General features: G+C 70.2%; 23 protein-coding genes. 14 read left to right on the forward strand and 9 right to left on the reverse strand.

Going from position 1 to position 23,506, the window contains the following annotated elements:
* Nucleotides 1–491, forward strand: a 491-nt coding sequence (locus JWR86_RS15455; protein WP_299567219.1) for a methionine adenosyltransferase domain-containing protein, incomplete at its 5' end; no start/stop codon positions are given.
* Between the two features lie 16 nt (nt 492–507).
* Nucleotides 508–1,197 (forward strand): tRNA (guanine(46)-N(7))-methyltransferase TrmB, encoded by a 690-nt coding sequence (locus tag JWR86_RS15460; protein WP_299567220.1) that lies wholly within the window; start codon nt 508–510, stop codon nt 1,195–1,197.
* Here JWR86_RS15460 and JWR86_RS15465 read toward each other — a convergent pair.
* Nucleotides 1,173–2,297, reverse strand: a complete 1,125-nt coding sequence (locus JWR86_RS15465) for a DUF2336 domain-containing protein (RefSeq protein WP_299567222.1) — start codon at nt 2,295–2,297, stop codon at nt 1,173–1,175. The genes JWR86_RS15460 and JWR86_RS15465 overlap by 25 nt on opposite strands.
* A 240-nt stretch (nt 2,298–2,537) precedes the next feature.
* Between JWR86_RS15465 and JWR86_RS15470 the strand changes: the two genes are divergently transcribed.
* The 3 genes from JWR86_RS15470 (at nt 2,538) to JWR86_RS15480 (ending at nt 4,708) form a co-directional block, all read left to right on the forward strand.
* Nucleotides 2,538–3,038: a YbjN domain-containing protein gene (locus JWR86_RS15470; RefSeq protein WP_299567224.1), complete on the forward strand. Its 501-nt coding sequence runs from the start codon at nt 2,538–2,540 to the stop codon at nt 3,036–3,038.
* The gene (gene proC / locus JWR86_RS15475; protein ID WP_299567226.1) at nt 3,035–3,865 is read left to right on the forward strand and encodes a pyrroline-5-carboxylate reductase; all 831 of its coding nucleotides are present in this window, start codon (nt 3,035–3,037) and stop codon (nt 3,863–3,865) included. The genes JWR86_RS15470 and proC overlap by 4 nt, the downstream gene beginning before the upstream one ends.
* A gap of 186 nt (nt 3,866–4,051) precedes the next feature.
* Nucleotides 4,052–4,708: a TetR/AcrR family transcriptional regulator gene (locus tag JWR86_RS15480; protein ID WP_299567252.1), complete on the forward strand. Its 657-nt coding sequence runs from the start codon at nt 4,052–4,054 to the stop codon at nt 4,706–4,708.
* 40 nt (nt 4,709–4,748) lie between these two features.
* On the opposite strand, the gene JWR86_RS15485 is transcribed toward JWR86_RS15480, so the two are convergent.
* The 4 genes from JWR86_RS15485 to JWR86_RS15500 form a co-directional block, all read right to left on the reverse strand.
* On the reverse strand, nt 4,749–5,861 hold the full coding sequence (locus JWR86_RS15485; RefSeq protein WP_299567228.1) for a TRAP transporter substrate-binding protein: 1,113 nt from the start codon (nt 5,859–5,861) through the stop codon (nt 4,749–4,751).
* 89 nt (nt 5,862–5,950) lie between these two features.
* The gene (locus JWR86_RS15490; RefSeq protein ID WP_299567229.1) at nt 5,951–6,850 is read right to left on the reverse strand and encodes a peptidylprolyl isomerase; all 900 of its coding nucleotides are present in this window, start codon (nt 6,848–6,850) and stop codon (nt 5,951–5,953) included.
* A 107-nt stretch (nt 6,851–6,957) separates the two neighbouring features.
* Nucleotides 6,958–7,857, reverse strand: coding sequence for an NAD(P)H-hydrate dehydratase (locus tag JWR86_RS15495; protein WP_366914588.1), 900 nt, complete (start codon nt 7,855–7,857; stop codon nt 6,958–6,960).
* Nucleotides 7,854–8,618 (reverse strand): histidine phosphatase family protein, encoded by a 765-nt coding sequence (locus JWR86_RS15500; RefSeq protein WP_299567231.1) that lies wholly within the window; start codon nt 8,616–8,618, stop codon nt 7,854–7,856. The genes JWR86_RS15495 and JWR86_RS15500 overlap by 4 nt, the downstream gene beginning before the upstream one ends.
* 157 nt (nt 8,619–8,775) lie before the next feature.
* On the opposite strand from JWR86_RS15500, the gene secA reads away from it, so the two are divergent.
* Nucleotides 8,776–11,661 (forward strand): preprotein translocase subunit SecA, encoded by a 2,886-nt coding sequence (gene secA / locus JWR86_RS15505; RefSeq protein ID WP_299567233.1) that lies wholly within the window; start codon nt 8,776–8,778, stop codon nt 11,659–11,661.
* A gap of 187 nt (nt 11,662–11,848) precedes the next feature.
* On the opposite strand, the gene JWR86_RS15510 is transcribed toward secA, so the two are convergent.
* Both JWR86_RS15510 and ctrA read right to left on the reverse strand, forming a co-directional pair.
* Entirely contained in the window at nt 11,849–12,262 is a 414-nt protein-coding gene (locus JWR86_RS15510) for a hypothetical protein (RefSeq protein ID WP_299567235.1), read from the reverse strand.
* A 93-nt stretch (nt 12,263–12,355) separates the two neighbouring features.
* Nucleotides 12,356–13,057: a response regulator transcription factor CtrA gene (ctrA, locus tag JWR86_RS15515; protein ID WP_299567237.1), complete on the reverse strand. Its 702-nt coding sequence runs from the start codon at nt 13,055–13,057 to the stop codon at nt 12,356–12,358.
* A 298-nt stretch (nt 13,058–13,355) separates the two neighbouring features.
* On the opposite strand from ctrA, the gene fliI reads away from it, so the two are divergent.
* On the forward strand, nt 13,356–14,702 hold the full coding sequence (gene fliI / locus JWR86_RS15520; protein WP_299567239.1) for a flagellar protein export ATPase FliI: 1,347 nt from the start codon (nt 13,356–13,358) through the stop codon (nt 14,700–14,702).
* A 41-nt stretch (nt 14,703–14,743) separates the two neighbouring features.
* On the forward strand, nt 14,744–15,154 hold the full coding sequence (fliJ, locus tag JWR86_RS15525) for a flagellar export protein FliJ (RefSeq protein WP_299567241.1): 411 nt from the start codon (nt 14,744–14,746) through the stop codon (nt 15,152–15,154).
* Nucleotides 15,155–15,175: 21 nt separating this feature from the next.
* Here fliJ and JWR86_RS15530 read toward each other — a convergent pair whose 3' ends face one another.
* Nucleotides 15,176–15,778, reverse strand: coding sequence for a GNAT family N-acetyltransferase (locus JWR86_RS15530; protein WP_299567243.1), 603 nt, complete (start codon nt 15,776–15,778; stop codon nt 15,176–15,178).
* A gap of 183 nt (nt 15,779–15,961) precedes the next feature.
* Here JWR86_RS15530 and fabB point away from each other — a divergent pair, with 183 nt between their 5' ends.
* From fabB to cmk, 5 genes are all read left to right on the forward strand, one after another.
* On the forward strand, nt 15,962–17,185 hold the full coding sequence (gene fabB / locus JWR86_RS15535; protein WP_299567244.1) for a beta-ketoacyl-ACP synthase I: 1,224 nt from the start codon (nt 15,962–15,964) through the stop codon (nt 17,183–17,185).
* 98 nt (nt 17,186–17,283) lie between these two features.
* Nucleotides 17,284–18,093: an enoyl-ACP reductase FabI gene (fabI, locus tag JWR86_RS15540; protein ID WP_299567255.1), complete on the forward strand. Its 810-nt coding sequence runs from the start codon at nt 17,284–17,286 to the stop codon at nt 18,091–18,093.
* Nucleotides 18,094–18,219: 126 nt separating this feature from the next.
* A complete protein-coding gene (trpS, locus tag JWR86_RS15545; RefSeq protein WP_299567246.1) occupies nt 18,220–19,257 on the forward strand; it encodes a tryptophan--tRNA ligase in 1,038 nt (345 codons plus the stop codon).
* 66 nt (nt 19,258–19,323) lie between these two features.
* Nucleotides 19,324–20,667, forward strand: coding sequence for a 3-phosphoshikimate 1-carboxyvinyltransferase (aroA, locus tag JWR86_RS15550; protein WP_299567248.1), 1,344 nt, complete (start codon nt 19,324–19,326; stop codon nt 20,665–20,667).
* Nucleotides 20,664–21,314, forward strand: a complete 651-nt coding sequence (gene cmk / locus JWR86_RS15555) for a (d)CMP kinase (RefSeq protein WP_299567250.1) — start codon at nt 20,664–20,666, stop codon at nt 21,312–21,314. The genes aroA and cmk overlap by 4 nt, the downstream gene beginning before the upstream one ends.
* 18 nt (nt 21,315–21,332) lie before the next feature.
* Here cmk and JWR86_RS15560 read toward each other — a convergent pair whose 3' ends face one another.
* Nucleotides 21,333–22,394: a DMT family transporter gene (locus JWR86_RS15560; protein WP_299567251.1), complete on the reverse strand. Its 1,062-nt coding sequence runs from the start codon at nt 22,392–22,394 to the stop codon at nt 21,333–21,335.
* Nucleotides 22,395–22,507: 113 nt separating this feature from the next.
* Here JWR86_RS15560 and JWR86_RS15565 point away from each other — a divergent pair.
* Nucleotides 22,508–23,506 (forward strand): DUF882 domain-containing protein (locus JWR86_RS15565; protein ID WP_299567256.1); only part of this gene is annotated, 999 nt, incomplete at its 3' end.

Consider the following 23,506-nt stretch of genomic DNA (forward strand, 5'->3'; position numbering starts at 1 on the left):
TCAACCCGACAGGCAGCTTTGAGATTGGTGGCCCCGACGGTGACGCTGGCCTGACCGGCCGCAAGATCATCGTCGACACTTATGGTGGCGCGGCCCCGCATGGCGGCGGCGCGTTCAGCGGCAAGGATCCGACCAAGGTCGACCGTTCCGCCGCCTATGCGGCCCGCTATCTGGCCAAGAACGTCGTGGCGGCCGGCCTCGCGGACCGCTGCACCATCCAGCTCTCCTACGCCATCGGCGTGGCCAGGCCCCTGTCGATCTATGCCGACCTGCACGGCACGAGCCAGGTGGACGCCGCCAAGCTCGAAGCGGCGCTGATGGACATCATGGACCTGTCGCCGCGCGGCATTCGGACGCATCTCGACCTCAACAAGCCGATCTACGCCCGCACCTCGGCCTATGGCCATTTCGGCCGCGATCCCGATTCGGATGGCGGCTTCTCCTGGGAGCGGACCGACCTGGCCGAGGAGCTCCGGTCGGCCCTGCGCTGACCGAAGCCGGCCTGTCGTGACGGAGGAGCCGGAAGGTTCGGCCGGCTCCTTTTTCGGGCGCCGCAAGGGCAAGGCGCTCCGGCCGGGCCAGGAGAGGGTGCTGCGGGAGGTGTTTCCGCGGCTGCAGGTCCCGGCGGTGCTGCCCGGCGCGCTGGCTGATCTCTTCCCCGACCCGGTCGAAAGCGTGCATCTCGAGATCGGCTTCGGCGGCGGAGAACATCTGCTGGCCGCAGCCCGGGCCGCGCCCCGGACCGGCTTCATCGGCTGCGAGCCGTTTGTGAACGGCATGGCGAAACTGCTCGCCATCGCCGAGGCCGAGGGGCTGCGCAACCTTCGCGTCACCGACGAGGATGCGGCCGCGCTCCTGGCCCGCCTGCCGGCCGGCTCGCTCGGCCGCGCCTCCCTGCTGTTCCCCGACCCCTGGCCCAAACGCCGCCAGCGCAAGCGCCGCTTCGTGTCGGACGCCAATCTCGCCGCCCTCGCCCGCGTGCTGCAGCCCGGCGCCGCGTTCCGCTTCGCCACCGATATCGACGACTATGCTGGCTGGACGCTGGCCCGCATCCTGCGCTCGGCCGCGTTCCGCTGGCCCGCCGAACGGGCCTCCGACTGGCAGGAGCCCTGGCCCGGCTGGCCCGGCACCCGCTACGAGGCCAAGGCCAAGCGCGAAGGGCGCCCGAGCAGCTACCTGACCTTCGTGCGGGTCTGAGAGGCGGGCGACCGCGCGGCCTGCGAGGCCGTTTCCCGGACCTTCAGAAAATGCAGCACCCGGGCCGCCGTGGGGCTGGCCAGCCCGTCGAACGTTTCCTCCGCCCGGCGGAAATGGTGCCGCTCGGTGAGGCTGGGATCGCGCAGCCGCAACAGGGCCCGGACGGTGCGCCAGGTCCAGCCCTGCGCCTTGCCGATGACGATCAGGAGGTCGTTCTCGCGCTCCTCGAAGATGCGTTCGATGCAGCCCAGCGACAGCCCGGTGATGGCTGACACGGCGGAGATGGTCTCCTCCGGGCGGTCGTCCTCGGCGAAGCCGACGAGGTCCTGCTCGGTGAGCTGCCGCTCCCGCATCACCGCGTCGAGCGTGCTGGCGGCGGCCGCGTAGCTGCGCACGAGGCGGGCCGGCAGGCGGCGCAGCGCGGTGGCGCCCCGCTGCACGGCGGCATCGATTTCCCGCTCGGCCCCGGGAAGCGTCGCGAGCAGGCGGCGGCGGGCGGAATCCTTGGCGATGTCCAGGAGCTGACGGCTCTCGAAGGGCGACAGGTCGGTGCGCTCTCCGAGCAACGCCCCCAGCGCATCGTCCTCGCGGGCGTGCTCCACAAGGGTCGCGGTCCCGGTCGGCGAGAAGCGCGCGCCGGGGTTGCCCACGATGGCATGGCGGACGAGGCCGTCGCCCCAGGAGACGAGGACGTCGGTGACCAGCGTCGACACTCGGCTGCGCTCGGCAATGGCCAGCATGTGGTCACGGCCCTTGGCGAGGGCGATTCGCATCAGGTCCTGATCGTCGAGCCGGGGCGACCCGGAGAGCACCGGGCGGGCCACTGCGATCTGGTCATGTGCGAGCGAGACGACGACGCCGTGCGGCGCATGCGCAAGCCGGGCCAGGCGTTCGGCCAGCTCCACCCGGGCCTGGGTCTCGATGGCGCTCGCGAAGCGCTGAATTACCTGGTCGAACAGCTCGATCTGCTCGGGCCCGAAAGAGGCGCCGGCCCGTACAAGCAGATCGGTGATGCGGGAGAGCGTGCGGGCGCGGTCCTCGCCCGAGCTGCGCCCGACCGAGCTTTCCACGTCGCTCAACAGGCTGGCGATAGACAGCATTTCGCACCACCCCTAGCGGCCAGATCTCACCAGAGGGTGAACCTGCGGCGGCACGCGCCGTCCACAGCCTGCTGTGAAATCCAGCAGGGCCGCTTTGAACCAGCGGACTCGCCCGGGATATAGTCGACGGGCGGCTGATTCGACCGCGTCCGCTCCTGGCGGGCGACCGATCACCCGGGGCCACGACTTCGACGCCTCTGCCGCCGTTGCGTGTGACGTCACCCCGCGCCTTGGGAACCGATGCCCGACATGATGTTCGATACGCCGCGCTCCGAGCACCCTCTCGATACGGTGGAGAGGTTCGCGTCCATCCGGGCGTGGAGCTTCGACCGGGCCGAGCACGACGAGATGTCCGTGGCCGTGTCCGGCCGCTGGGCCGAGTACCAGGTCGCCTTCAGCTGGATCGACAACGTCGAGGCCCTGCACGTGGCCTGCGCGTTCGACCTCAAGGTGCCGGAACGGCGGCGTCCCGAGGTGTTGCAGCTCATCTCCCTTGCCAACGAGCAACTCTGGGTCGGCCATTTCGACTATTGGTCCAGCGAAAACGTCATCATGTTCCGGCACGCGCTGCTCCTCGCGGGCGGCGCCGAGCCGACGCAGGGCCAGTGCGATATCATGCTGAAGGCCGCCGTGGAGGCCTGCGAGCGTTACTTCCAGGCGTTCCAGTTCGTGCTCTGGGCCGGCAAGAGCGCCCGCGAGGCGATCGAGGGCGTCCTTTTCGTCACCGAGGGAGAGGCGTGACGGCGGCACCCGCCCCGGCACAGGACCTGCCCGGCTCCGTCGTTCTGGTCGGCGCCGGCAAGATGGGCGGGGCCATGCTGGAGGGCTGGCTCGCGCGCGGGCTCGCCCCGGCCGCGGTGACGGTTTTGGATCCGCACGCCGCCTCCGACCTTGCCGCACGCGGGCTGCGGGTGAACCCGCAGGATCGGTCCACCATTCCGCCGCCCGAGGTCCTGGTCCTCGGCATCAAACCGCAGGCCCTGGAAGAGGTTGCGCCCGGCCTCGCGGCCGCGGCCGGTCCGGACACGCTGGTCATCTCCATCCTGGCCGGCAAGACCGTCGCCAACCTCCTCCGGGCGCTGCCCGCGGCCCGGAGCGTGGTCCGGGCCATGCCGAATCTCCCGGCCTCCATCGGACGCGGCGCGACGGGCGCCTACGCCAATGCGGCGACGAACCCCCGCCAGCGCCGGATCGCCGATGCCTTGCTGGCCGCGAACGGCGTGGTGGAATGGGTCGAGGACGAAGCGCTGATCGACGTCGTGACGGCGCTGTCGGGCTCGGGCCCGGCCTATGTGTTTCACCTGTGCGAGGCCATGACCGAGGCCGGCGCGGCCGCCGGCCTGCCGAGGGAGCTCGCGAGCCGTCTCGCCCGCGCCACGGTGGTCGGATCGGCCGCCCTGCTCGACAGCTCCGGCCTGCCGCCCGCGACGCTGCGCGAGAACGTCACCTCCAAGGGCGGCACCACGGCGGCCGCGCTGGACGTGCTGATGGGGGAAGGCGGCCTGCCGCCCCTGATGCGGGCGGCGGTTGCGGCGGCCAAGCGCCGCGCAGGCGAGCTTTCCGGCTGAAGCACTTCGGATCGGGCCTGCGACGCCTTACATAGGACGTCCCGGCGACACAGGAGCGATCCCATGCACCACGACCCGATCCCTGCCGACGGCTTCGCGGCGGGCGCACAGGCCGTCCACGCCGAAGCGGCGGCTCCCCATCCCGCCCAGCCGGCCGACAAACGTACGCGCGCCGTCGAGGCGCTGATGCGTCTCGCCGCCGACCGCCCCTGGTCCGACATCGAGATCACGGACGTAGCCCAGGAGGCGGGCCTCAGCCTGTCCGAGATGCGCGATCTGTTTCCGTCCAAGGGCGCGATCCTCGACGGCTTCACCCGGATGATCGACAAGATCGTCATCGAGGGCACCACGGCCGACCTCGTCGGAGAGCCGGCCCGCGAGCGCATCTTCGATGTGGTCATGCGCCGGCTCGACGCCATGGCGCCCTACCGGCCGGCGCTGCGGCGCATCGCCTGGGCCCTGCGCGGGGATGTGACCACGCTCGCGGCGCTGAACCGCTCGGCCCTGAATTCCGCCCGCTACATGCTGGCCGCCGCCGGGGTGCCGACCGAAGGCCCGCTCGGCTTCGTCAAGCTTCAAGGGCTCGTCTGGGCGCAGGCCAACGTCATGGACACCTGGTTCGACGACGACGACCCGACCCAGGCCAAGACCATGGCGCGGCTCGACCGCGAGCTCGGTCGCGGCGAGCGCGTGATGGAGCGGGCGGAGGACGTCCGCCGCCTCACCGCCCCGCTGCGGGCCATCGGCCAGGCCCTGTTCGACGGCCGCGCGCGCCTGCGGCGGCGCGAGCGAGCGCACCACGACGCCGACGGCGAGAGCAAGGACCCAGCCGCCGCGATCTAAGCGGCGGCTGCGCCCGGGCGCAGCCCGGGCCGGGCCGGGGTCAGCGCGGCGCCGGGCCGGAGCTCGACAGGCGGGCCCGGATCATGAAGTTGTCGAAGGTGTACTCGGCCACCTGCCACCACAGGTATTCCTCGTTCCGGAATGCCCGCGCGTGTTCGTACAGCTTCTTGAAGTTGGCGTTCTTGGCCGAGATCTCGTCGTAGAGTTCGTTGGATGCTTTGAACCCGGCCTCCAGGATTTCCTGGCTGAACGGCCGGAGCTGGGCGCCGCCGGCCACCAGCCGGCGCAGGGCGGCCGGGTTGCGGGCGTCGTATTTGGCGGTCATCTCCAGGCCCGCCTGCGTGGCCGCGCTCATGGCGATCTGCTTGTAGGCTTTCGGGAGCTCCTCCCACTTGCCCTTGCCGAACCAGAAATGGACGCCTGGCGCGCCTTCCCAGAAGCCAGGATAGTAGTAGAAGGGCGCGATCTTGGCGAAGCCCAGCTTCTCGTCGTCATACGGGCCGACCCATTCGGCCGCATCGATCGTGCCGCGCTCAAGCGCCGGGTAGATGTCCCCGCCCGGGAGCTGCTGCGGCACGGCGCCCATCTTGGCCAGCACCTGCCCGGCCAGGCCCGCGATGCGGAATTTTAGCCCTTGCAGGTCCGCAACGGTCTTCACCTCCTTGCGGAACCAGCCGCCCATCTGCGTTCCGGTGTTCCCACCCGGAATGGCGTAGACGTTGAGCGGCGCCAGGAACTCGTTGATCAGCGCCTGGGCGCCGCCCTCATACAGCCACGCGTTGCGCTGGCGGGCGTTCATCATGAACGGGATGTCGGCCATGATGGCCAGCGTCGGATCGCGGCCGACATAGTAATAGCCCGGCCCGTGGATCATCTCGACCGTGCCGTTCGATACCGCGTCCAGCGCCTGCGGCATGCCAACGATCTCGCCGGCCGCGAAGGGCTGGATCTGCCACCTTCCGTCCGTCATCTCGTGGCAGTACTTGGCGAAGCTGTCCGAGGCGCCGAAGAGGGTGTCCAGGGACTTCGGGAAGGTCGAAGACAGGCGCCATTTCAGCTCGGGCGCGCTCTGGGCGATGGCGGGGGCGGCGACGACGCTGGCGCCAGCCGCGAGCCCGACGCCCCCGACATGCAGGAATTCACGACGCTTCATGGACGTTCCCTCGTGGTCTGGCGCACCCTTGGCGGGTGTCACGAGGGAAGGTGGCATAGAACAGCCCGGGGCCGAACCCCGCCAAAAGCCTATTGCTTCGGTGCGGAGATCGGCGGATCGACCCGTTCCACCTTGCCGGTCTTGCGCAGCTTCAGCACCGCCTCCTGCTGAGCCCTGCGGGCCAGGTACTGGTCGATCTCCGTGCGCATCTCGGCAAAGGTCGGCACCGGCTTGGTGCGCCGGTCGGTGACCTGGATCACGTGCCAGCCGAATTGCGACTTCACCGGCTCGGAGATCTCGGTTGGCTTGAGCTTGAAGGCGGCCTCGGCGAAGGGCGCCACCATGCGGTCCTTGGTGAAGAAGCCGAGATCGCCGCCATCGCCCTTGGAGCCCGGATCGGTCGAGACCTCCTCGGCCACCTTGGCGAAATCCTCGCCGGCCTTGAGTCGGGCCTGCACCTTCTTGGCGACGTCTTCCTCGGCGACCAGAATGTGGCGGGCCCGCACCTCTTCCTCGGGCTTCATCTCCTTGACGCTCTCGTCATAGAGCTTCTGGGCCGCCTCGGCCGTCACGGCGGATTTGGTCTCCGCCTCCAAGTACTCGTCCACCAGGAGCTTGTCCGACAGGTAATCGAGTCGGCGCTTGAACTCGGGCGAGGCGTCGATCTTGCCGGCGCGCGCCGCCCGCGCGCCGAGGCGCAGGTCGATCACGTAGCCGATCAGGACCTCGCGTTTCTGGGCCGCGTCCGTTCCCGGCAGCGCCAGCGCCGGGTCCTCGGCCGCGGTGGCGAGGTCAGCCTCCGTGATCGGCTCGCCGTCCACCCGGGCCACGACCCGCTTGGGATCCACCGGCGCTGCCGGGGCGGCGGCGGGCGCAGCAGGGGCGGCGGTGGGAGCAGCCGGCGCCGCCGGTGTCTGGGCAACGGCCGGAGCGGCCGCCAAGAGGGCGAGCGCGCCGGCGCACGAGAGGAGGCTGAGCTTGGCGGGCATGCGTGATCCTGGACAGAGATTCGATCCGGGCAGAGTGCCGCGGCTCGGGCTCAAGTGGCGGGGAGCGAGGGTTTCGGCAAGCCCGGGGATGGCACGCCGCGGCGGGGTCAGCCGCCCGAGTCCGGCGCGAGTTCGGCCAGAACGGCCGGGACTTCGGCCGGGAGCTCGCGCGCCAGGTAGCCGAGGGGCCCGACCCGCCGGGCCAGCCGGATCCCGGCCTCCCCATGCAGGTAGACGGCCCAGAGGGCGGCCTGGAGGGGCTCTGCCCCGCGCCCGAGCAGGCCCGTCATGATGCCGGCCAGGGTGTCGCCGGAGCCGGAGGTCGCAAGCCCGACATTGCCGTGCCGGCATGACCAGGCCTCGCCGTCCGGCCTGGCGATGAAGGAGCAGGCGCCCTTGAGCACCACGACCACGCCGAGCTGGCGGGCAGCCCGCCGCGCCGTGCCGATCGGATCGGCCTCGATCTCGTCCTTGCTGATGCCCAGAATGCCAGCCATCTCGCCCGCATGCGGGGTGATCACGACCCGCCCGGGCTGGCGGGCGAGGGCGCCAGGCGCATCGGCGATCCGCATCATGGCGGCGGCGTCCAGCACGATGGCCGGCCCGTCCAGCCCGGTCAGGACCCGCCGCACCAGCGCCTCGGTGTCGTCGTCCACCGCGAGACCCGGCCCGAGCAGCACCGCGCGGCAGCGCCCGCCGAGTTCCACCACGCGGTCGGCCGCCTCCGCCGCGACCGAGCCGGCCTCCGTCTCGGCAAGCCCGGCGACCAGGGCTTCCGGCACCGCGAGCCCGAGCGGAATGCCGAGCGAGGCCGGGGCGCCGATCTGCAGCTTGCCGGCCCCTGCCCGCAACGCCGCCGTGCCGGCCAGGAGCACCGCGCCGGGCAGCTCGCGCGAGCCGCCGACCACCAGAACACGGCCCCGCTCCTCCTTGCCGCCGCCGTCGCGCGGCTCCGGCAGCGGCATGCGGCGAAGCTGCGCCGGATCGACGGGCGAGGGCGCGCTCACGAGGCCGCCGCCTTGGCGTCCGGCTCGGACGTGACCGGCACGCCCTCGTCTTCGAGCGGGATGGTCTGGTTGTAGAATTCCAGCACGAAGGCGCCGTCCTTTCCGGCCGCGGGATCGTAGCGGTAGGCGGTGACCGAGCAGTTGGCGACGTCGGCCTCGCGGTCGATGGCCAGGATCTCCTCCTCGCTCAGATTTTCCAGCAGGTAGCGGAAACAGAGGACCACCACCTGGTGACTCACCACCAGCACACGGCGGCCGCCATGCCGCAGGCCGATGGTGTCGATGGCGCTGCGCAGCCGCAGGATCGTGTCGCACCAGCTCTCGCCCCCGGGCGGCCGGTGATAGAACTTGCCCAGGATGCGGCGGAACTCCGCCTGGTCGGGGTGGCGCTCGCGGATGCCGAGCGTGGTCAGCCGGTCGAGGATGCCGAATTCCTTCTCGCGCAGCCGCTCGTCGATGAGGAATTCCGGCCGGTCGGACACGAACCCGCCCGCCTCACCGACCATTTCGGCCGTGCGGCGCGCCCGCAGGTAGGGCGATGCCACGATCACCTCGGGACGTTCGCAATCCGGCATGGCCGCGAACCAGCGCCCGAGGGCGCGCGACTGGCGCTCGCCGAGCCGGCTCAGCGGCACGTCCACGTCTCGCCCCTCGACGTCGATCATGTGGAGCCCCGCCCGGTGCGCGGCCTCGCGGGCCACGTTGCCGGCGCTCTCGCCGTGGCGGACGATCCAGAGCCTGTCGGGCCAGCTCGATGCCATGTCGTGGGACGTCCTGAGGGCGGGGGCGGAGCCTCAACCAGGATGGCCGCCGGGCGTTCCCGGCCCCCCCGGCTCCCAATCGGGTGCGCAGCGCCCTATATGGCGCTATAAGGCCGCTCTCCCTTCCCTTTCTCCGCCTGCCGTCACGGGTCCACGCATGCTCGGTGCTCTCGCCAAGAAGATTTTCGGCTCGTCCAACGACCGACGGCTGAAGACTTACGGGCCGAATGTGGCCGCGATCAACGCCACGGAACCGGAGATCGAGGCGCTCTCCGACGAGGCGCTGAAGGGCAGGACGGCCCAGTTCAGGGCGGAGCTCGCCGCCGGCAAGTCGCTGAACGATCTGCTGGTGCCGGCCTTTGCCGTGGTCCGCGAGGCCGCCAAGCGCACCCTCGGCCAGCGCCATTTCGACGTGCAGATGATCGGCGGCATGGTGCTGCACGAGGGCGCCATCGCGGAGATGAAGACCGGCGAGGGCAAAACGCTGGTCGCCACGCTCGCGGTGTATCTGAACGCGCTCGAGGGCAAGGGCGTCCACGTCGTCACCGTCAACGACTACCTGGCCCGCCGCGACGCGGAGTGGATGGGGCAGGTCTACCGCTTCCTCGGCCTCAGCGTCGGCGTGATCGTGCACGGGCTCGACGACGACCAGCGCCGCGAGGCCTATGCCTGCGACATCACCTACGGGACCAACAACGAATACGGCTTCGACTACCTGCGCGACAACATGAAGTATGAGATCGCGCACATGGTGCAGCGCGGGCACAACTTCGCCATCGTCGACGAGGTGGATTCGATCCTAGTCGACGAGGCCCGCACACCGCTCATCATCTCAGGGCCGCTGGACGACCGGTCCGACCTGTACATGGCCATTGACCAGGTCGTGCCGAGGCTGGCGCGCGAGGATTACGACCTCGGCGAGAAGCAGCGCACCGTGAACCTGACGGAAAGCGGCAACGAGAAGATCGAGCACCTTCTGCGTGAGGTCGGCGTGCTGAAGGAAGGCACGCTCTACGACGCCGGCAACGTCACGCTGGTTCACCACGTCAACCAGGCGCTGCGGGCCCACAAGCTGTTCCAGAAGGACAAGGACTACATCGTCCGCAACGACGAGATCGTCATCATCGACGAGTTCACCGGCCGCATGATGCAGGGCCGACGCTATTCAGAGGGGCAGCACCAGGCCCTCGAGGCGAAGGAGCGCGTCACGGTCCAGCCCGAGAACCAGACGCTCGCCTCCATCACCTTCCAGAACTATTTCCGGCTCTACGCCAAGCTCGCCGGCATGACCGGCACGGCCGCCACCGAGGCCGACGAGTTCCAGGAGATCTACAAGCTCGACGTGGTCGAGATCCCGACCAACCGTGGCGTCGCCCGGCTGGACGAGGACGACGAGGTCTTCCGCACCGCAGCCGAGAAGTACAAGGCCATCATCGTCGAGATCGGCCGCGCGCACGAGCGGCTGCAGCCCGTCCTGGTCGGCACGGCGTCGATCGAGAAGTCGGAGCTGATCGCCGATCTGATGCTCAAGGCGGGCTACAAGCAGATCGACTTCGAGGACCCGGCCGCCCTCGCCAAGCTGTATGACGGCGCACGCCGCAAACAGCCGACCAAGCTGTTCGCGGTGCTCAACGCCCGTTTCCACGAGCAGGAAGCCTATATCGTGGCCGAGGCCGGCGTTCCGGGCGCCATCACCATCGCGACCAACATGGCGGGCCGCGGCACGGACATCAAACTCGGCGGCAACGTCGAGATGCGCATCGCCCAGGAGGCGCTCGCCTCCGGCGGCGAGGACAGCGCCAAGGCGGCCGAGATCCGCCAGGAGATCGAGAGCTTCCGGGAGATCGTGCTGGCGTCGGGCGAGGCGGCCGACCCGCAGGCCGGCCGCAAGCACGCCCTGCCGGGCGGGCTCTACATCCTCGGCACCGAGCGCCATGAATCGCGCCGCATCGACAACCAGCTGCGCGGCCGTTCAGGCCGCCAGGGCGATCCCGGCCGGTCCAAGTTCTACCTGTCGCTTCAGGATGACCTGATGCGGATCTTCGGATCCGAGCGCATGGACGGCATGCTCACCAAGCTCGGCCTCAAGGAGGACGAGGCGATCGTCCATCCCTGGATCAACCGGGCGATCGAGAAGGCGCAGCAGAAGGTCGAGGCGCGCAACTTCGACACGCGCAAGAACATCCTGAAATACGACAACGTCATGAACGACCAACGCAAGGTCGTGTTCGAGCAGCGTCGCGACTTCATGGGCCAGGAGAGCATCCGGGAGGAGGTCGACGAGATGCGCCACGGCGTCATTGACGACCTGGTGACAGCGCATATCCCGCCCGACGCCTATCCCGAGCAATGGGACGTGGCGGGGCTCGACGAGGCCGTGCGGCGCGTTCTCAATCTCGAGCTCCCGGTCGCCGATTGGGCCAAGGAGGAGGGCATCGCCGAGGACGAGATCCGGGACCGGCTGCGCAAGCTCTCGGACGAGAGCTACGCGGAGCGTGTCGAGAAGAACACGCCCGAGGTGATGAACTACGTCGAGAAGCAGGTGCTGCTGCAATCGCTGGACCACCTCTGGCGCGAGCATCTGGTCACGCTGGACCACCTGCGTCAGGTGATCGGCTGGCGCGGCTACGCGCAGCGCGACCCGCTGAACGAGTACAAGTCGGAGGCGTTCGACCTCTTCAACCAGCTCATCGGCCACCTGCGCGAGCAGGTCACCGGCCAACTGATGCGGGTCGACGTCGTGTTCCAGGATTCGGACGGCACCGGCGGCCAGGGCTTCGAGCCGGAGGGCCTGCCGCCGATGTTCGCCCAGCATCTGGACCCGCTCACGGGCGAGAACGAGTTCGGGTCGGACCAGGCCACCGGTTCATTCGGCGGCGGCCCGGCCCTGGCCTTCGCGGCCGAGGCGATCCCGTCGGATGTCGCCGTGCTGGACCGCGATCCGGCGGACCCGTCGTCCTGGGGCCGGGTCGGCCGCAACGAGGTCTGCCCGTGCGGTTCGGGCAAGAAGTACAAGCACTGCCACGGCCGCTTCACGGCCTAGCCGGCCGGCATAGGGCGCCCGGCGCCCTGTTCGGTCGTGTTGGGATGGTGATCGGGCCGCGGCCCTCCGGGGGAGGGCGCCGCGGGCTGGCCTTCCCCGGCTGACCCGGCCGCCCGTCATGGACCCGGCGGGCGCTTCGTCGCCGGCCCGGGCCCAAGGCCCGGACCGGTCAAGGTCGGGCGGCCGCTTACCAGCGGCACACCCGCTCCGGGCCCCAATAGGTCGGCCGCACCCAGCAGCGCGGACGCGGCCGGGGATCGTAGAAGCCGTAGCGCGGGCCCCGGTAGCGGCCGCGCTCGTAACCGTCATAGCCGGGCCGGTCGTGCCAGCGGCCGTGCCGCTCGCCCTCCCCGCCACGCCAGGCGCCGCGGTCGCCGTAGCCCTCGCGCGAGCCCTCATAGCGCCGCTCGCCGTCGAAGGACCGACCCTCGTGGCGGCGGCCCTCGTAGCGGGAGCCCTCGTAGCGGGAGCCGCCCTCGTAATCGGCCACCACCCCGACGGACAAGCCGAGTCCGGACGAGCCGTCCCATGCCTGTGCGCCCGCGGCGCCGGCCAGCAGCATGGCGCCGCCCAGAGCGGCACTGATCAGAACGTCGCGCATGAAATCCTCCTTGAGCGTTGGAGGATGGTAGCCGGGCGTGGCCCTACGGCGCTTGAATGCCGCCGTTGCCGCCCGTTCAGGTTCGACCCCGATTCAGACCGCGATGCGGTCCTCGGTCTCGGCCGGCTCGCGCAGCACGTAGCCGCGGCCCCACACGGTCTCGATGTAGTTCTTGCCTTGGCTCGCATTGGCGAGCTTCTTGCGCAGCTTGCAGATGAAGACGTCGATGATCTTCAGCTCCGGCTCGTCCATGCCGCCGTAGAGGTGGTTGAGAAACATCTCCTTGGTGAGCGTGGTGCCCTTCCGGAGGGAGAGGAGTTCCAGCATCTGGTACTCCTTCCCGGTCAGGTGGACGCGCGAGCCGGCGACCTCGACCGTCTTGGTGTCGAGGTTCACCAGCAGGTCGCCGGTGGTGATCACCGACTGGGCATGCCCCTTGGAGCGCCGCACGATCGCATGGATCCGGGCGACCATCTCGTCCTTATGGAAGGGCTTCGTCAGGTAGTCGTCGGCCCCGAATCCGAGCCCCTTCACCTTGTCCTCGATCCCGGCCATCCCGGACAGGATCAGGATCGGTGTCTTGACCTTGGCGACCCGCAGCGTGCGCAGCACCTCGTAGCCCGACATGTCGGGCAGGTTCAGGTCGAGCAGGAAGATGTCGTAATCGTAGAGCTTGCCGAGATCGATGCCCTCTTCGCCGAGATCCGTCGTGTAGACGTTGAAATTCTCGGACTTGAGCATCAGCTCGATCGAGCGTGCCGTCGCGCTGTCGTCTTCGACAAGGAGTACACGCATCTGAGTTCCCCAGCCCTGCCCCGGGCGCTCGGGCACACGAAGCCGCCGCACGCCGCAGCCCCCGCGGCACGCGTCACCCCAACTCGATTCGCGACGTTAACGACTGTTGGTTAACAAACCCTAATTCCGTGTTGCAAGGGCTGTCCGGCCGCAGCCGTCCCGTGTCCTGCCTCGCGGGGGGTGGATTTGCTCCGTTGCGGTCGTCCTTCGCCCTCGGGAAGATGTGCGGTGCCGACCACCTCTTGGGGCGGCCGCGTCGTGCACCAATGTTAACGTGGCGGGTAAACAGAAGGTTACCATGACGGCCTGGGGAGCGACGGGACGGAGCCGGATCGCGGAGGCGACGGCCGCAATCTCCGGGCTGGAACGGCTGCGCGTCTCCGGCCGGGTCGCCGGCGTACGGGGGCTGCTGGTGGAGATCGCGGGCCCAGTCGCGGCCATGCAGGTGGGCGGCCGCATCGACATCCTGGTGGATGGGGGCGAGGAGGTGGCCTGCGAGGTGATCGGCTTCTCGGGGGAGCGCGCCCTCGCGATGCCGTTCGGCTCGCTGCAGGGCATCCGGCGGGGCTGCGAGGCGGTGACGCGGTCGAGCCCGGCCGGCATTCGGCCCACCTCCGGCTGGCTCGGCCGGGTGGTGGACGGGCTGGGCCAGCCGGTCGACGGTCTCGGGCCGCTGCCGGTCGGCGACCGGCTCTATCCCTTCCGGGCCGATCCGCCGCCGGCCCATTCCCGCCGCCGCGTGGGTGAGCCGCTCGACCTCGGCATCCGGGCGATCAACACCTTTCTGACCACCTGCCGGGGGCAGCGCATGGGCATCTTCGCCGGGTCGGGGGTCGGCAAGTCGGTGCTGCTGTCCATGATGGCCCGCTATGCGGCCTCCGACGTCGCGGTGATCGGGCTCGTCGGGGAACGGGGCCGCGAGGTGCAGGAATTCCTCCAGGACGATCTCGGGCCGGAGGGGCTCGCCCGCTCGGTCGTGGTGGTGTCGACCTCGGACGAGCCGGCCCTGATGCGCCGCAACGCAGCCTATGTGACCATGGCGCTGGCGGAGCATTTCCGCGACGAGGGCCGCCAGGTCCTGTGCATGATGGATTCCATCACCCGCTTCGCCATGGCGCAGCGGGACATCGGCCTCGCGGCCGGCGAGCCGCCCACCGCGAAGGGCTACACCCCGACGGTGTTCAGCGAATTGCCCCGCCTGCTGGAACGGGCCGGGCCGGGCCTCGACGACGGGGCGATCACCGGGCTGTTCACGGTGCTGGTGGAGGGCGACGACCACAACGAGCCGGTGGCGGACGCGGTGCGGGGCATCCTGGACGGCCACATCGTGATGACGCGCGAAATCGCCGAGCGCGGGCGCTACCCGGCGATCAACGTCCTGCGCTCCGTCTCCCGCACCATGCCGCGCAGCTGCGACCCGGCCTTTCTCGACCAGGTCGGCCGCGCGCGGCGGCTCCTGGCCACCTATGCCGACATGGAGGAGCTGATCCGCCTCGGCGCCTACCGGGCCGGGGCGTCGGCGGATGTGGACGAAGCTGTGGCATTCATGCCGCAGCTGGAGGCGTTCCTGGGTCAGCGTAAGGAAGAGTCAACCTCCATCCAGGAAGGTTACCGTCGTCTCGCGGACGTCCTGGCTTCGCCTTGAAAAAGCCGCGTCCCGGGGCACGCGTCCTGGAGTTCCGATCGATGAAGTCGCGCGATACGCTGATCCGCCTCCGGCGATTCCAGGTCGACGAAAAGCGTCGCCGGGTCGCCCAGATCGAGACCATGGTGGCGGAGTTCGCCCGCATGGCCGGCGATCTCGACCGCGAGATCGCGGCCGAGGAGCAGCGTTCGGGCATCTCCGACCTCGCCCATTTCGCCTACCCGACCTACGCCAAGGCGGCCCGCACGCGCCGCGACAACCTGAAGCGCTCCGCCGACGAACTGACGGCGCAGCTCTCGGAGGCCCAGGCCGAGCTCGGCGAGGCCTTCGAAGCCCTGAAGAAGGTCGAGATCCTGGACACGCGCGAGCGCTCGGCCGAACGTGCCGCCGAAGCAGCCCGCGATCAGGCCGCCATGGACCGGATCGGCCTCGCCCGCGCCATGCGGGCCTGAGCGAGAAAGCGCGGCCCGGGCCTACAGGGTCGGAAACATCGGCGCGGCGTGCCGCGGCATGTGCCCGGTCAGGCGGGGATCGTCCGCGACCTCGATGGCCCGTCGGAAGGGCCTGAAACCCGCCTTCAGATAGAACGGCACCGCGGCCGGGTGGTCGAGCGTGCAGGTGTGGAGCCACACGCGCGGGGCCCGGGCGAAGCTCCGCCGCAAAGCCTCGTCCATCAGAGCCGGCCCGAGCCCGATGCCGCAGCTCTCGGGCACAAGGCCGAAGAAGCTGATCTCGCACTCGTTCGGACGGCGGAAATCGAGCTCCGCCAAGCCGACGTCGCGCCCGTCCACCACCAGCACCCAGGCCTCCACGGCCGGGTCGCCGATGATGCCGCGCAGGCGCTCGTCGGGCATCACGGCGCGACTGAACCAGAGCCAGGGCTCGCCGATGCGGCCGTAGAGAGAGCGGTAGCGCGCGAGGTCGCGCGATAGCCGCTCGAGCCGGCCGGGCAGGGGCCGCGCGGGCCTCTCGGGCCGTTGGACCATTTCCAGATAGGTCGCGATGGCAGCGATCTTGCCGGGCGGCAGGTCGACCACGCCGTCCAAGACAGGGAGCTGGGCAGAACGGGCGAGCACGGGATTCCTCGGACGCGGCCTCGCCGCGAGGCCGGGCACCCTTACGGTTGCGGCCGGCCCTTGACCACCCGGCCGGGGTGGCCAGGTGGGGCGCTTCGCGGCTCGGGCTGCGCCGGAACCGGTTGAGAACGGAGCGCAACGCGCTTACCTGAGCAGCGGCCGAGGAGGCCGGGAGGCTGTGGAATGCGGCGTGTCGTCGTCACCGGGATGGGCATCGTGTCGTCCATCGGCAACACCACGCAGGAGGTTTTGGCCTCTCTGCGCGAAGGCCGCTCCGGCATCAGCCGGGCGGAGGATTACGCCACGCATGGCTTCCGGTGCCAGGTCCACGGCGCACCCACTCTCAATGCCGAGGAGCTGGTGGACCGTCGGGCCATGCGCTTCCACGGCGGCGGCACGGCCTGGAACCACGTCGCCATGGATCAGGCGATCCGGGACGCCGGGCTGGAGGCTAACGAGATCTCGCACGAACGCACCGGGATCATCATGGGATCCGGCGGGGCTTCCACGCGGACCATTGTGGAATCGGCCGACATCGCGCGCTCCAAGGGGCCGAAGCGGGTTGGACCCTTCGCGGTGCCGAAGGCCATGTCGTCCACGGCGTCGGCGACTCTCGCCACCTGGTTCAAAATCCGGGGCGTAAACTATTCCATCTCGTCCGCCTGCGCGACCTCGAACCACTGCATCGGCAACGCCTACGAGGTGATCAAGCTCGGCCGGCAGGACATCATCTTCGCGGGCGGCTCGGAGGAGCTCGACTGGACGCTGTCGGTCCTCTTCGACGCCATGGGCGCCATGTCGACACGCTACAACGACACGCCGGCCCGCGCCTCCCGGGCCTATGACAAGAACCGGGACGGGTTCGTGATCGCCGGTGGGGCGGGCGTGCTGGTGCTCGAGGAGCTGGAACACGCCCGGGCCCGCGGCGCCCGGATCTACGGCGAAATCGTCGGCTACGGCGCCACGTCGGACGGCTACGACATGGTCGCGCCGTCGGGCGAGGGCGCCATGCGGTGCATGCGGATGGCGCTGGAAGGCGTTGGGCCGCGGGTCGATTACATCAATCCGCACGCCACCTCGACGCCGGTCGGCGACGAGAAGGAGATCGAGGCGATCCGCGAGGTGTTCGGGACCGGCGACAGCTGCCCACCCATCGCGGCCACCAAGTCGCTCACCGGCCATTCGCTGGGCGCGACCGGGGTTCAGGAGGCGATCTACTCGCTGCTGATGATGCAGAACGGCTTCATCTGCGAGAGCGCCCATATCGAGGAGCTCGATCCCGCCTTCGCCGACATGCCCATCGTCCGCAAGCGGGTCGACAACGCCAAGCTCGGCTGCGTGATGTCGAACTCCTTCGGCTTCGGGGGCACGAACGCGACCCTCGTCCTGAAACACCTCGACGCCTAGAGCGGCTCCGGGACGGCGTGGACAGCCCGCCTGATGCCGGGCTACATCCTCGGCAACGGTTGGATACGACAAGGCAGGTCAGCGTGACGGCGGGGCTGATGCAGGGAAAGCGCGGCCTCGTAATGGGGGTCGCCAACGACCATTCCATTGCCTGGGGCATTGCCAAGGTGTTGGCCCAGCACGGCGCCGAACTCGCCTTCACCTATCAGGGGGGCGCGCTGGGCAAGCGCGTGGCCCCGCTGGCCAAATCAGTCGGATCGGACCTGGTGCTGCCCTGCGATGTGGAGGACCTCGCCTCCGTGGACCGGGTCTTCGCGGAGCTCGACGCGCGCTGGGACGGGCTCGATTTCCTGGTCCACGCCATCGCCTTCTCGGACAAGAACGAACTCAAGGGCCGCTACGCCGACACCACGCGCGAAAACTTCGCCCGCACGCTAATGATCTCCTGCTTCTCCTTCACCGAGATCGCCAAGCGGGCGGCTGCCCGCATGCGGAGCGGCGGCGCCATGGTGACGCTCACCTATGGCGGCTCCATGCGGCTGATGCCGAACTACAACGTCATGGGCGTCGCCAAGGCCGCGCTGGAAGCCTCCGTGCGCTACCTGGCGGGCGATTTCGGCCCGGACGGCGTGCGGGTGAACGCCATCTCGGCCGGCCCTGTGCGGACGCTTGCCGGCGCCGGCATCGCGGATGCGCGCTTCATGTACAATTACCAGCGGGCCAACGCGCCGCTGCGCCGCACGGTCACGACGGAGGAGATCGGCGGCTCGGCTCTGTACCTCCTGTCGGACCTTTCCGGCGGGGTGACGGGCGAGATCCACTACGTGGATTCGGGCTACAGCATCATCTCCATGCCGCGGCCGGACGTGCTGCGGGCGCAGGAGGCCGCCGGCATCACCGACGTGTGAGCCGAGGCCGGTCCTGCCCGGCCGCACAGGGCTCGCTCGGCCGCACCGGGCGGACCGAGACCACACGGCCGCTTGCCATCGCATCCCGGCGCCCGTAGAGGCCCGCCTTCGGTGGCGGGCGGGCAGATGACGGCTTTCAAGGAACGGGTCTTCTCGGGCGTCCAGCCGACCGGCAATCTCCATCTCGGCAATTACCTCGGGGCCATCCGGCGCTTCGTGCAGCTGCAGGAGGAGCGCGACTGCATCTATTGCGTGGTCGATCTGCACGCGATCACCGCTCAGCTGGTGCAGCCGGACCTCCGCAGCCAGACCCGCGAGGTCACGGCCGCCTTTCTGGCAGCCGGCATCGACGCGCGGCGGCACATCGTCTTCAACCAGAGCCAGGTGCCGGCGCATGCCGAGCTGAGCTGGATCTTCGACTGCGTGGCCCGCATCGGCTGGCTGAACCGCATGACGCAGTTCAAGGAAATGGCCGGCAAGGACCGCGAGAACGCGTCCGTCGGGCTGTTCGCCTATCCGTGCCTGATGGCCGCCGACATCCTGGTGTACCGGGCTACCCACGTGCCCGTCGGCGAGGACCAGAAGCAGCATCTGGAGCTGACGCGCGACATCGCCCAGAAGTTCAACAACGATTTCGCGGGTCCGATCACTGAGCGGGGCTTCACGGAGGGGTATTTCCCGCTGACGGAGCCGCTGATCGGCGGCCCGGCCGCCCGGGTCATGTCGCTTCGGGACGGCACAAAGAAGATGTCGAAGTCGGATCCGTCCGACAATTCCCGCATCAACCTCACCGATGATGCGGACGCGATCGCCCAGAAGATCCGCAAGGCCAAGACCGACCCGGAGGCGCTTCCCTCCGAAGAGGCCGGACTGGCCGCCCGGCCCGAAGCCGACAATCTGGTCGGGATCTATGCCGGCCTCGCCGACCAGACCAAGGCCGAGGTGCTGGCCGGCTACGGCAACGCCCAGTTCTCGACCTTCAAATCGGCCCTGGTCGACCTCGCGGTCGCGAAGCTCGGGCCGATCGGCCAGGAGATGACCCGGCTCGTGGCCGATCCGGGCCATATCGACGCCGTGCTGGCCGACGGGGCGGAGCGGGCCGCCGCCATCGCCGAGGAGACGATGCGCGACGTCAAGGACATCGTCGGGCTGATCCGCCGGTGACCGCCGGGCTCCGGGATGACGCGTCCCGGACCGCATGCTAAGCGCCGCCTTTCTTTCAGCGTTGCCGTGACCTCCCACACCCCTCCGCGCCCCGTCTCCGCCGCCCCCGGCACGCCGCTCCGCGGCCGCGTCACCGTGCCGGGCGACAAGTCCATCTCGCACCGGGCGCTGATCCTGGGCTGCCTCTCCATCGGCGAGACCCGGGTCGAGAACCTGCTCGAAGGCGAGGACGTGATCCGCACCGCCGCGGCCGTGCGGGCGCTCGGCGGCCGCGCCGACCGGCTCGGCCCCGGCCGCTGGCGCGTCACCGGGGTCGGGATCGGCGGGCTCGCCGAGCCTGCTGAACCGCTCGATTTCGGCAATGCCGGCACCGGCTCCCGCCTGATGATGGGCGTGGCGGGATCGCACCCGATCACGGCCACGTTCGACGGCGACGCCTCGCTGCGCAGCCGCCCGATGCGGCGCATCCTTGATCCGCTCGTCCGCATGGGCGTCGAGGTGATCAGCGAAGCCGAGGGCGGCCGTGTGCCGCTGACCCTGCGCGGGCCGGCCGAGACGATCCCGATCACCTACGAGACCCCGGCCCCTTCCGCCCAGATCAAGTCGGCGGTGCTGCTGGCCGGCCTCAACTCCCCGGGCCTCACCACGGTGATCGAGCGGGAGGCCACGCGCGACCACACCGAGCGCATGCTGGCCCATGCCGGCGCGGAGATCCGGGTCGAGCCGGAGGGCCAGCACGGACGGCGGATCACGCTGCGGGGCCAGCCGGTGCTCAGGGCCGGCGAGATCGTGGTCCCGGCCGACCCCTCCTCTGCCGCCTTTCCGCTGGTCGCAGCCCTGATCGTGCCGGGCTCGCGCGTGACCGCGGAGGGCGTAATGCTGAACCCGCTCCGGACCGGGCTCTTTCAGACCCTGCGGGAGATGGGTGCCGAGCTGCGCGAGACGAACCGGCGCGACATCGGTGGCGAGGAGATCGCCGACGTTGAGGCCACATTCGGCCCGCTCGAAGGCGTCGAGGTGCCGGCGGCTCGGGCCCCCACCATGATCGACGAATACCCGATCCTGGCGGTGGCGGCCGCGTTTGCGCGCGGCACCACCCGCATGCGGGGCCTGGCCGAGCTCCGGGTCAAGGAATCCGATCGCCTCGCAGCCGTGGCGGCCGGCCTCGCGGCCAACGGCGTTCGGGTCCAGATCGAGGGCGACGACCTCCTGGTGCATGGCACCGGGGGTGCGGTGCCGGGCGGCGGCACCGTGGCCACCCATCTGGACCACCGCCTCGCCATGGCCTTCCTGGTCATGGGCCTCGCCGCGCGCGAGCCGGTGACGGTGGATGACGGCGCCATGATCGCCACCAGCTTCCCGAGCTTCCTGCCCCTGTTCGAGCGCCTCGGCGCGCGGTTCCGGGCGTGACCGGCCGCCCCTTCGTGGTCGCGATCGACGGCCCGGCCGCCTCCGGCAAGGGGACGCTGGCGCGCCGTCTGGCCGACCATCTCGGCTGTCCCCATCTCGACACCGGCCTCCTGTACCGCGCGGTCGCCCGCACCATGCTCGACCAGGGCCTCGAGCTGACGGATGCGCGCGCCGCTGCCGCTGCTGCGGCGTCGCTCTCGCCCGACGACCTCGACCCCTCCCGCCTGCGCGGCGGCGACATGGGCGAGGCCGCCTCCGTGGTGTCGGTGCTGGAGCCGGTGCGCGACGCCCTCCTGGCCTTCCAGCGGCGGTTCGCGGCCCAGCCCGGCGGGGCCGTGCTGGACGGCCGCGACATCGGCACGGTCGTGTGTCCCGATGCGGCCGTGAAGCTCTATGTCACGGCCTCCCCCGAGGAGCGGGCGCGGCGGCGCTTTCGCGAGGTCGCGGCCGCCGGGGAGCGGACGAGCTACGAGGCGGTGCTGGACGACATCCGGCGGCGCGACGAGCGCGATGCGGGCCGGGCTGCCGCGCCCATGCGGGCCGCCCCTGACGCCCGCCATCTCGACACCACGGAACTGGACGCCGAAGCCGCGTTCTCGGCCGCCCGGGACCTCGTGGACGCGGCGCGGGCCCGCCGGCCGGGCTGAAGCCGCGGCGCTGGACGGTCAGGTGGGCCGGCGCTCCCGCCCGCGGGCAAACCGTTCCCAAACCAGCAGGTACAGGCCCGAGCCGATCACGATGGCGCCGCCGATCAGGGTCCAGCGGTCCGGAACGTCCCCGAAGATGACGTAGCCGAACAGCACCATCCAGACGATCTGGGTGTAGATGAACGGTGACAGGACCGGGGCCGGCGCCCGGGCATGGGCGAGGGTCAGGAAGCCGTGCCCGACGGCCGCGAACAGCCCCGTTGCGATCAGCACGGCCCAGACCAGAAGCGAGGGCGGCGTGGTCCAGATGAAGGGCAGCGCCGGGGTCAGAAACAGCATCCCGGCCAGGCCCGAATAGGTCAGCGTGGTGGCCGTGGAATCATGCGCGGCCAGCATCCGGGTGAAGATCGCGTAGAGCGCGTAGAACACGGTGTTGATCACGGTCAGCAGCGCTGCGGGGTGCAGCGCATCGCCGCCCGGACGTGCGACCACCAGCACGCCGCAAAACCCGATCACGATCGCGACGAGGCGGCGTGGCCCCGCCCATTCCCCGAGCATGGGCCCGGCCAGCAGCGCCACCAGGAGGGGCATCGCGAACTGGATCGAGATGTTCTGGGCCAGTTGCAGGTGCTGCAACGCCAGGAAGTTCAGGACGGTGGACAGGAACAGGAGGACCGATCGGCCGATCTGCAAGGCGAAGCGGTTCGTCCGGAGGATGCGGGGCCGCGTCCAGCTGTTCAGCACGACGGCCAGGATGGCCACATTGGCCGTGTAGCGGAACCAGGTCGTCAGCATCGGGTCGACGATCTGATTTGCCCATTTGGCCGAGGCGTCCAGGCAGGCGAAGCAGAACACCGCTCCGCACATCAGCAGAATCGCCACGAACCGGCGCCGGCCGCTCTCGGCCCGCGCCGCTGCGCTCTCCTGCGCCGGCTCCCCGTCCCGCTCGCTCAGTGCCCAACCCCTCCGGGCCCGGACGGCGGCGCCGACACGACCCTGCGACGAGCGTCTGCGCTCGACGAAGCTGCGCCATTCTGGCATGAATCCGGGCCGCTGACCCTTGATCTCTGGTCGGGTCACGTGTGTCATTAACGTCGGGGTAACCTCAAACGGTGACCTTGCCCCGACCAACGATCGGGCGACGCCGCGCCTCGCGTGGCGAGGGGGCGGGTTCGAGCGTGACGACACGGGGCATGTATCGGCGCGGCGCGGTCGCGACGCTCGGCCGGCGGCTATTCGCGACGGCCGGGGCGGCCGTCGTGCTGCTTCTGTCGGCGGCGGGCCCGACCCAGAACGCGGTGGCCAACGGCGACACCCGCACGCTCCACATCATCCACGAGCACACCAAGGAAAGCGCCTCCATCACCTTCCGGCGCGACGGCCGCTACGACGGCACTGCCCTGAAGCAGCTCAACTGGCTGCTGCGCGACTGGCGCCTGGACGAGCCGACCGAGATGGATCCGCGCCTGTTCGACATCGTCTGGCAGGTGTACCGCGAGGTCGGGGCTCGCGAGCCGCTCCGGGTGGTCTCTGCCTACCGGTCGCCTCAAACCAACGCCGCCCTGCGCCGCCGCTCCCGTGCGGTGGCCGAGCACAGCCAGCACATGCGCGGCAAGGCGATGGACTTCTTCATTCCCGAGGTCTCGATGACGCGGGTGCGCGAGATCGCCATGCGGCTCCAGCACGGCGGCGTCGGCTTCTACCCGAACAGCCTGCACAACTTCGTCCACCTCGATGCCGGCACCGTCAGGTCGTGGCCGCGCATGCCGCGGCCGCAGCTCGCGCGGCTGTTTCCCGACGGCCGCACGGTGCACATCCCCAAGGACGGCAAGCCCATGCCGGGCTACGAGGAGGCGAAAGCCACCATCGTGGCCCGGGGCGGGGCGGTCGCCGGCTACGCCACCTATGCGGAGGCGGGCGAGGAGAGCGCCGCGCCACGCCGCAGCCTCTGGGCGATGCTGTTCGGCGGCAGCGACGACGAGGATGCCGAGTTCTACGGCAGCGCCGCGCCGGCCGTGGCTGCCGCCCCGCCGGCCAGCACCGCGGAGGAGGCCGGAACGCGGGGCCTCTTCAGCAGCCCCCGGCCGGCTGCTCCGGAACCCACGCGGGCTCAGCCGCGCCCGCAGCTTGCGGCCGCAGCCGAGCCTTCGCCGGGGCCCGGCCGCCGCGAGGGCGCGGGCGAGGCCACGCCG

The sequence above is a fragment of the Enterovirga sp. genome (assembly GCF_028290205.1).
GTDB lineage: Bacteria > Pseudomonadota > Alphaproteobacteria > Rhizobiales > Beijerinckiaceae > Enterovirga.

What these genes read in the sequence shown, in the direction of transcription:
- fabB (WP_299567244.1), top strand. Translation starts at nt 15,962, where the DNA reads ATGCGGCGTGTCGTCGTCACCGGGATGGGCATCGTGTCGTCCATCGGC.
- JWR86_RS15480 (WP_299567252.1), top strand. Translation starts at nt 4,052, where the DNA reads ATGCGTCTCGCCGCCGACCGCCCCTGGTCCGACATCGAGATCACGGAC.
- fliI (WP_299567239.1), top strand. Translation starts at nt 13,356, where the DNA reads ATGACGGCCTGGGGAGCGACGGGACGGAGCCGGATCGCGGAGGCGACG.
- JWR86_RS15510 (WP_299567235.1), bottom strand. Translation starts at nt 12,262, where the DNA reads ATGCGCGACGTTCTGATCAGTGCCGCTCTGGGCGGCGCCATGCTGCTG.
- fabI (WP_299567255.1), top strand. Translation starts at nt 17,284, where the DNA reads ATGCAGGGAAAGCGCGGCCTCGTAATGGGGGTCGCCAACGACCATTCC.
- fliJ (WP_299567241.1), top strand. Translation starts at nt 14,744, where the DNA reads ATGAAGTCGCGCGATACGCTGATCCGCCTCCGGCGATTCCAGGTCGAC.
- JWR86_RS15465 (WP_299567222.1), bottom strand. Translation starts at nt 2,297, where the DNA reads ATGCTGTCTATCGCCAGCCTGTTGAGCGACGTGGAAAGCTCGGTCGGG.
- JWR86_RS15470 (WP_299567224.1), top strand. Translation starts at nt 2,538, where the DNA reads ATGCCCGACATGATGTTCGATACGCCGCGCTCCGAGCACCCTCTCGAT.
- JWR86_RS15490 (WP_299567229.1), bottom strand. Translation starts at nt 6,850, where the DNA reads ATGCCCGCCAAGCTCAGCCTCCTCTCGTGCGCCGGCGCGCTCGCCCTC.
- secA (WP_299567233.1), top strand. Translation starts at nt 8,776, where the DNA reads ATGCTCGGTGCTCTCGCCAAGAAGATTTTCGGCTCGTCCAACGACCGA.
- JWR86_RS15500 (WP_299567231.1), bottom strand. Translation starts at nt 8,618, where the DNA reads ATGGCATCGAGCTGGCCCGACAGGCTCTGGATCGTCCGCCACGGCGAG.
- trpS (WP_299567246.1), top strand. Translation starts at nt 18,220, where the DNA reads ATGACGGCTTTCAAGGAACGGGTCTTCTCGGGCGTCCAGCCGACCGGC.
- JWR86_RS15485 (WP_299567228.1), bottom strand. Translation starts at nt 5,861, where the DNA reads ATGAAGCGTCGTGAATTCCTGCATGTCGGGGGCGTCGGGCTCGCGGCT.
- ctrA (WP_299567237.1), bottom strand. Translation starts at nt 13,057, where the DNA reads ATGCGTGTACTCCTTGTCGAAGACGACAGCGCGACGGCACGCTCGATC.